Below are 7482 nucleotides of genomic sequence, written 5' to 3'. Positions count from 1 at the left end.
GACCACCGGAGCATGAGTATGGCTGCACCCGCAGCTGCGGCGGTGGCGACATCGTTCGATGTCGCCACGGTTCGTCGCGATTTCCCCATCCTCTCGCGCACCGTCCGCGACGGGAAGCCGTTGGTGTACCTCGATTCCGGTGCCACTTCGCAGCGGCCCGTGCAGGTACTCGACGCCGAGCGTGAGTTCCTGACCACGTGCAACGCCGCTGTGCATCGCGGGGCGCATCAGTTGGCCGAAGAGGCCACCGACGCCTACGAGGGTGCGCGCGCGGCCATCGCGTCGTTCGTCGGGGCGGATGTCGACGAGATCGTGTTCACCAAGAACGCGACCGAGTCGCTCAACCTCGTGACGTACGTGCTTGCCGATCAACGATTCGATCGTCACCTCGGTCCCGGCGACGAGATCGTCGTCACCGAACTCGAGCACCACGCCAATCTCGTTCCGTGGCAAGAGCTTGCTGCTCGAACCGGTGCAACGCTGCGCTGGTACGGCGTGACCGACGACGGACGCATCGATCTCGACTCGCTCGAATTGTCTTCCGCCGTCAAGGTTCTCGCCTTCACGCATCAATCCAACGTGACCGGCGCGGTGGCCCCGGTCGAGGAGTTGGTGCGTCGGGCCAGGGCGGTCGGTGCGCTCGTCGTTCTCGACGCATGCCAGTCGGTGCCACACATGAAGGTCGATTTTCACGCGCTCGATGTCGACTACGCCGCGTTCTCGGGTCACAAGATGCTCGGTCCCTCGGGAGTGGGCGTGCTCTACGGCAAGGCGGCGCTCCTCGCGGCGATGCCTCCGTTCATCACCGGCGGTTCGATGATCGAGACCGTCACCATGGAGAAGACGACGTTCGCCGCGCCTCCGCAACGATTCGAGGCCGGGGTTCCCATGACCTCGCAGGTCGTCGGACTCGGTGCCGCTGTGCGGTACCTGGAGAACATCGGCATCGATGTCATCGCCGCGCACGAAAAGGCTTTGGTCGCAGCAACTCTCGCCGAGTTCGCGAAAATCGACGGTGTTCGCGTGATCGGCCCGACCGAGAACGTCGACCGCGGTTCGGCAGTGTCGTTCGTGGTCGACGGCATTCACGCCCACGACCTCGGACAGATCCTGGACGACGAGGGCGTCGCCATTCGCGTCGGGCATCACTGCGCGTGGCCGCTGCACCGACGGTTCGGTGTGGCTGCGACAGCGCGCGCCTCGTTCGCGCTGTACAACACGGTCGAGGAAGTGCAGGTTCTCGCACAGGCGATTCGCCGCGCGCAAACGTTCTTCGGAACCGCTCGCTCCGACGACCACGGCGGGGGAGGGCAGCTCTAGATGCGGATGGAACAGATGTATCAGGAAGTGATCCTCGATCACTACAAGCACCCGCACGGCCGTGGACTGCGTGAGCCCTTCGGCGCGGAGGTACATCACGTCAACCCCACCTGCGGCGACGAGGTCACCCTGCGTGTTCAGATCGAGGATGGCGCCGTTGCAGACGTCTCGTACGACGGCCAGGGCTGCTCGATCAGTCAGGCGGCGACGTCCGTTCTCACCGATCAGGTCGTCGGCCTGAGCGTGGCCGACGCGCTGAAGACGGTCGACGCGTTCAGCGACATGGTCGGCAGCAGAGGTACCGTCGAGGGTGACGAGGACGTCATCGGCGATGGCATTGCGTTCGCCGGTGTGGCCAAGTATCCGGCTCGCGTGAAATGCGCTCTGCTGGGATGGATGGCTTTCAAGGACGCGGTTGTTCAAGTAGTGGACGCAGATTCGACAGCCACGACGGGCGAGACCGCCCGGTCGGCACTTTCCGGAGGACAGTAATCATGACCGAAGCAACAGAGACGACGCAGGCAGTGACAGCCGAGACCACGCCGGTGGAATTGACCGCCGACGAGATCAAGGTGCTCGAGGACCTCGAAGAAGCGATGCGCGATGTCGTCGATCCCGAGCTCGGAATCAATGTCGTCGATCTGGGACTGGTGTACGACATCAAGATCGACGCCGACGACATCGTCACCGTCGACATGACGCTCACCTCGGCGGCATGCCCGTTGACGGACGTCATCGAGGATCAGGCGCGCGGCGCGCTCGTGCGCAGCGGACTGGCCGCCGATCTCAAGATCAACTGGGTCTGGATGCCGCCATGGGGCCCGGACAAGATCACCGACGACGGTCGCGAGCAGCTCAGGGCCCTCGGCTTCACCGTCTGACGCACGGCCGAATCGGCCCCCTCACGCACCCTTCGCTTCGTCGGCTTTCGAGTCGGCGGACTTGGCCGAGGCTTTCTTCGCAGCCGCCTTCTTGGCCGGAGCCTTCTTAGCAGCTGCCTTCTTGGCGGGTGCCTTCTTTGCCGGAGCCGATGTGGCCGACCCGGACTTCGCGTTCTTGCCTGCCGCCTCGACGCTCCGCTGCAAGGCCGCCACGAGATCGACGACCTCGGCGTCCTCGCCGTCGTCGTCTTTTTCCGTTTCGGTGTGGATGACCTTCTCACCGCCGTTGGCGAGCGTCTCGTCGATCAGCTTGCGCAGTTCGGTCTGATAGTCGTCCGTGTACTCGGTCGGATCGAATTCCGAGGACATGCTTTCCACGAGGGACGTCGCCATCTTCACTTCCTGCGGGCGCGCGGACGGCGCGTCCTCGAGCGAAGGAAATTCAGCCGCCCTGACTTCGTCCGGCCACAGCAGTGTCTGGATCACCAGGACGTCGTCGCGCACGCGCAGTGCGGCCAGGCGGGTCTTCTGGCGCAGAGTGAAATGCACCAACGCGGTGCGCTCTGTTTCTTCGAGAGTCTCGCGCAGCAGCACATAGGCCTTCGGTGAGGCAGAGTCCGGCTCGAGGAAGTAGCTCTTGTCGTACAGGATCGGATCGATCTGCTCGGTCGGCACGAATTCCAGAACCGGAATCTCGTGTTTCTCCGCCGCAGGCAGCTTGTCGAAGTCGTCGTCGGTGAGAATGACGCGTTCACCGTCGGGGGAGTCGTAGGCCTTGTCGATATCGGCGAACTGCACCGACTTGCCGCATTCTTGACAGATCCGGTCGTACTTGATGCGACCGCCGTCCTTCGCATGCACCTGATGGAACCGAATGTCGTGCTGCTCGGTGGCCGAGTAGACCTTCACCGGAACATTGACCAGTCCGAAGGCGATCGAGCCCTTCCAAATGCTGCGCATCTGTCCATGATCGCCGACCGGGCGCCCGTGTGTCGACCGTTGGCGAGAAACTCAGCTACGGCCCGGCGAGCGCGCGATCGTGCGCGCGATCGTGCGCGCGATCGCGAGCCTGGCCGACGCCGGAAGCGTCGGAAACATCTTCAGCATCGCGGTCATCGTCCCGAAGGCGTCGTCGTGGCCCGATAGGTAGGAGCGCTGCAGTTCGACCGGGAGCGAGAAGAAGCTGGTGAAGAACTGGGGGACCATCTCGGGTTCGAGAGCCAGTGCCGTGCGCAGTCCGAGGTTACGAAGTTTCTGGACCGTCCAGACGTGCACCGGGCGGTTCGCGCGCGACCGACCGCCACCTCGGAAACGCTCGACGAGGTGATCCGCCGACGCCAGCGACGCCGCGACGCTGTACCCGGTGGCGGGATGCATCAGGTTCGAGCGAGACCCGAACAGCACCGGACCGCCTCGCCCGGTGTGCAGTCGGGACCGAGGCGGCGGTTCGACCGAGAAGCGGACTCGTTCGACATCCTCCTTGCCGGTCGGTTCCAGGTTGCGATGGGTCAGACGGTGGTGCAGCCGCGACCGAAGAACTGCGAGTTCCAGGGGGGGTCGGCCCACCAAGCAGGTCTCTTCGAGCAGGATTCGATCGTCGTCGAGTGCCACGGCGTACAGAAAACTCGGGGCTTCACCGTGCCGAGCGCCGTTGTCGGTGCGCCAGTCCATGAACCACGCGTCGGCCCCTTCGAGGATCGGTTCGGCGCGGTCGCGTTCGACGACGATCCCGTAGGCGGTCTGCTGGGCGAGGTCGCGCGAATCGAGTGTGCCACGGGCGTCGACGACGTGACGGGCATCGACGATCGAGCCGTCGGCGGTCGTCACCCGGGAACCGGTGACGTCGACAGCTGTCGCGGCCAGCACCCGCACGCGGTCGACCGACAAGGCCGCTTGCAGCGCAGGTGTGTCCAGCACGCAGTACGTCCTGTCGATGATCCGCTGGTGATCGGTCCACACCGCGGGTTTGCGCGCAGTCGAGGCGACCGCGGTCTCGGGCAACCACGACGGCAACTCGTCGGCCCAGGCGGAGTACGTCGGTGTCCACGTGCGCGACGGGTGTGGATCGACTGCGATCACATCGAGTCCGGCCTCGGCACATCGATGGGCGACCGACCGCCCGGCTGGACCGAGGCCGACGACCGCGACGTCGGCCGAGAAATCGTTCACATTCCGCCGGTGGCGAGCAAACCACCGTCCACGCGCACGGTCTCGCCGGTGATCCAGGACGACGCGTCCGAGACCAGGAAGGCCACCAACGCAGCGACATCCTCCGGATTTCCCAGGCGCTTCATCGGGTAGCCGGCCGCTGCCGCGTCTTCTCCGTTGGCGACGAGGGCCTCGGCGAATTTGGTCTTCACCACGCCCGGTGCCACGGCATTGACGCGAATTTTCGGACCGAGCTGCCAGGCGAGCTCCTCGGTGAGGCGGATCAGAGCGGCCTTGGATGCGCCGTACGCGGCGATCACCCCGGTCGAGCGGATGCCGGCCACGCTCGCGATGTTGACGACCGCGCCGCCGTGCTCGCCCATCCAGGCATGGAAGGCCTGCTGGACGAAGCCGAGAGTCCCCACCACGTTCGTGTCGAAGATCTTGCTCACGCCCGCCAGGTCGGCATCCATCAGCGAACCGTAGACGGGATTGATACCGGTGTTGTTGACCAGGATGTCCAGCGAACCGAAGGTCTCCACCGTGCTCGCCACCGCGGTGCGTCGGTGCTCCGGGTCGCCTGCGTTGCCGTCGATCGCGAGCACGGAATCGCCGAGCTCTGCTGCCGCCGCAACGAGTGGTTCGCGCTTGCGGGCGGTGATGGCGACGTTCGCGCCGCGAGCGAGCAGTTCCGCGGCGATGGCCTTGCCGATGCCTCGGCTGCCGCCGGTGACGAGTGCGGTGCGCCCGGCCAGGTCGGGGATCGGCGCGCTGGACGGGCTGACGGTTTCGGGGGCGTCGGTCATCGATCAGACGTTACCGGTGTCACCGTCGTTCCTGGGTGAGGGCACGTGAATGCTGAGCTAAAATGGGGGTTTGCTGTGCCGTTCGACGGCACACCTGAGTTCGCCCGTCGGTCGACGGGCAACGGTCTTGTTCGGCAATCGCTAGGAGCGCACGCGTGATCACCGCCACCGACCTGGAAGTTCGTGCCGGTGTGCGGACCCTTCTGTCCACCGAGGGGCCCGCGCTCCGCGTACAGGCAGGCGACCGCATCGGGTTGGTGGGCCGCAACGGTGCAGGCAAGACCACCACGCTGCGCATCCTGGCAGGTGAGGGTGAGCCGTACGCGGGCGAGGTCGTGCGTACCGGAGAGCTCGGCTACCTTCCGCAGGATCCCAAAGAGGGCGACCTCGACGTGCTGGCCAAGGATCGAGTGCTCTCGGCCCGGGGCCTGGACACCCTCCTGCACAGCATGGAGAAGCAGCAGGCACTGATGGCCGAGGTCGCAGACGAGGCGCTGCTCGACAAGGCCGTGCGCAAGTACGGCGAACTCGAAGAGCGGTTCGCATCCCTCGGCGGCTACGAGGCCGAGAGCGAGGCGGCCCGAATCTGCAACAGCCTCGGTCTGGCCGACCGCATCCTCGGTCAACCGCTGCGGACCCTCTCCGGTGGTCAGCGCCGACGCGTCGAACTGGCTCGAATTCTGTTCGCCGCGTCCGACGGCAGTGGCGGACGCTCGAACACCACATTGCTGCTCGACGAGCCCACCAACCACCTCGACGCCGATTCCATCACCTGGTTGCGCGGATTCCTGCAGAGCCACGAGGGCGGACTCATCGTGATCAGTCACGATGTCGAACTGCTCGGAGACGTGGTGAACCGGGTGTGGTTCCTCGACGCAGTGCGCGGCGAAGCCGACATCTACAACATGAACTGGAAGAAGTACCTCGACGCCCGCGCCACGGACGAGCAACGTCGCCGCCGTGAGCGCGCCAACGCGGAGAAGAAGGCCGGCGCACTGCGAGTGCAGGCCGCCAAGATGGGGGCCAAGGCAACGAAAGCCGTTGCGGCACAGAACATGGCAAAGCGCGCGGACAAGCTGCTCGCCAACCTCGACGCCGAGCGGGTGTCCGACAAGGTGGCGCACATCCGTTTCCCCGAGCCCGCACCGTGCGGCAAGACGCCGCTGATGGCGAAGAACCTCACCAAGATGTACGGATCGCTGGAAATCTTCGCGGGCGTCGACCTGGCCATCGACCGAGGCAGCCGTGTAGTGGTGCTCGGGCTCAACGGTGCAGGCAAGACGACGCTGCTGCGAATCCTCGCCGGAACCGAGAAGGCCGACACCGGCGAGATCGAACCCGGCCACGGCATGCGCGTCGGATACTTCGCACAGGAACACGACACCCTCGACGACCACGCGTCGGTCTGGGAGAACATCCGGCACGCGGCACCGGACACCGGCGAGCAGGAACTGCGGTCGCTCCTGGGAGCCTTCATGTTCACCGGTCCCCAGCTCGACCAGCCTGCAGGGACACTGTCGGGCGGTGAGAAGACCCGCCTGGCACTTGCGGGCCTGGTCTCTTCGGCGGCGAACGTGCTGCTGCTCGACGAACCGACCAACAACCTCGACCCGATCTCACGCGAGCAGGTCCTCGACGCGCTCCGCAGCTACAAGGGTGCCGTCGTGCTGGTCACGCACGATCCCGGTGCCGCCGAAGCACTCTCACCCGAGCGGGTGATTCTGCTTCCCGACGGTACCGAGGACCACTGGTCGCAGGAGTACCTGGAACTGATCCAGCTGGCCTGACCCGCTCGCCAGAGTCATTCCGATCGGTCTTGCCTGCGAACCGATTCCTCGACCAGGTCCAGGATCGCCGAGAGGTTGGACCTACCGTGGCCCGACGCGATGCGCGCCACCAGGCCGTCCAACACGAGATCCAGGTAGTCGGCGAGGACGTCGTTGGGAATGTCGTCGCGCAGTCTTCCTGCGGTCTTCTGACGCTCGAGTCGCCCCAGCGTCGCGTCGGTCAGCTCTGCAGACCGTTCGGCCCAGCTGCTCCGGAAGTCCGCGTCCGTGCGTAGTCGTCGGGTGATCTCGAGCCGCGTTCCGAGCCACTCGAATTGTTCGGGTTGCGCCAACATGTCTCGCATGACCTGCACCAGACCCTGGGTGGACGCGACCTCTGCCATGCGTCGGGCATCTTCCTGCGCCAGCGCGAGGAAGAGACCGTCCTTGTCCTTGAAGTGATGGAAGATGGCTCCGCGCGACAGGCCGGTGGCCTCTTCCAGGCGCCGTACCGTCGCGCCCTCGTAACCGAACTCGCCGAAGCACTTGCGCGCGCCGTCG

Annotated in this window: 8 protein-coding genes; 4 read left to right on the top strand and 4 right to left on the bottom strand. The window is 65.5% G+C overall.

All coding sequences use genetic code 11. From position 1 onward, the window contains the following. Window positions 1–18: 18 nt before the first annotated feature. Genes A2J02_RS12655 through A2J02_RS12645 form a run of 3 tightly spaced genes read left to right on the top strand, consistent with a single transcriptional unit; the run spans window position 19 to window position 2201 of the window. Complete coding sequence (locus A2J02_RS12655; RefSeq protein ID WP_068050509.1) at window positions 19–1320, top strand: cysteine desulfurase; 1302 nt, start codon at window positions 19–21, stop codon at window positions 1318–1320. Next, the gene (sufU, locus tag A2J02_RS12650; protein WP_068050508.1) at window positions 1321–1812 is read left to right on the top strand and encodes a Fe-S cluster assembly sulfur transfer protein SufU; all 492 of its coding nucleotides are present in this window, start codon (window positions 1321–1323) and stop codon (window positions 1810–1812) included. A gap of 2 nt (window positions 1813–1814) precedes the next feature. Beyond that, entirely contained in the window at window positions 1815–2201 is a 387-nt protein-coding gene (locus A2J02_RS12645) for a metal-sulfur cluster assembly factor (RefSeq protein ID WP_068050507.1), read from the top strand. Window positions 2202–2222: 21 nt separating this feature from the next. Here A2J02_RS12645 and ku read toward each other — a convergent pair whose 3' ends face one another. Genes ku through A2J02_RS12630 form a run of 3 tightly spaced genes read right to left on the bottom strand, consistent with a single transcriptional unit; the run spans window position 2223 to window position 5155 of the window. Then, window positions 2223–3161, bottom strand: a complete 939-nt coding sequence (ku, locus tag A2J02_RS12640) for a non-homologous end joining protein Ku (RefSeq protein ID WP_068050506.1) — start codon at window positions 3159–3161, stop codon at window positions 2223–2225. Window positions 3162–3212: 51 nt separating this feature from the next. Further along, window positions 3213–4370, bottom strand: coding sequence for a lycopene cyclase family protein (locus A2J02_RS12635; protein WP_068050505.1), 1158 nt, complete (start codon window positions 4368–4370; stop codon window positions 3213–3215). Beyond that, window positions 4367–5155 carry an SDR family oxidoreductase gene (locus A2J02_RS12630; RefSeq protein WP_068050504.1) on the bottom strand — a complete coding sequence of 263 codons (789 nt, stop codon included), beginning with the start codon at window positions 5153–5155 and terminating at the stop codon, window positions 4367–4369. Before A2J02_RS12630 ends, A2J02_RS12635 begins: the two co-directional genes overlap by 4 nt. A 155-nt stretch (window positions 5156–5310) precedes the next feature. Between A2J02_RS12630 and A2J02_RS12625 the strand changes: the two genes are divergently transcribed. Beyond that, window positions 5311–6942, top strand: a complete 1632-nt coding sequence (locus A2J02_RS12625; protein ID WP_068050503.1) for an ABC-F family ATP-binding cassette domain-containing protein — start codon at window positions 5311–5313, stop codon at window positions 6940–6942. 14 nt (window positions 6943–6956) lie between these two features. On the opposite strand, the gene A2J02_RS12620 is transcribed toward A2J02_RS12625, so the two are convergent. Next, window positions 6957–7482, bottom strand: a 526-nt coding sequence (locus tag A2J02_RS12620) for a TetR/AcrR family transcriptional regulator (RefSeq protein WP_068050502.1), incomplete at its 5' end; no start/stop codon positions are given.

It is taken from the genome of Rhodococcus sp. EPR-147 (assembly GCF_001647185.1).
Taxonomy (GTDB): domain Bacteria; phylum Actinomycetota; class Actinomycetes; order Mycobacteriales; family Mycobacteriaceae; genus Rhodococcoides.
The sequence above is the reverse complement of the archived record's forward strand: the minus strand, read 5'-3'. Positions and strand labels throughout refer to the sequence as shown.

Coding starts and splice junctions, on each gene's coding strand:
- A2J02_RS12655 (WP_068050509.1), top strand. CDS start 19: ATGGCTGCACCCGCAGCTGCGGCGGTGGCGACATCGTTCGATGTCGCC.
- sufU (WP_068050508.1), top strand. CDS start 1,321: ATGCGGATGGAACAGATGTATCAGGAAGTGATCCTCGATCACTACAAG.
- A2J02_RS12645 (WP_068050507.1), top strand. CDS start 1,815: ATGACCGAAGCAACAGAGACGACGCAGGCAGTGACAGCCGAGACCACG.
- ku (WP_068050506.1), bottom strand. CDS start 3,161: ATGCGCAGCATTTGGAAGGGCTCGATCGCCTTCGGACTGGTCAATGTT.
- A2J02_RS12630 (WP_068050504.1), bottom strand. CDS start 5,155: ATGACCGACGCCCCCGAAACCGTCAGCCCGTCCAGCGCGCCGATCCCC.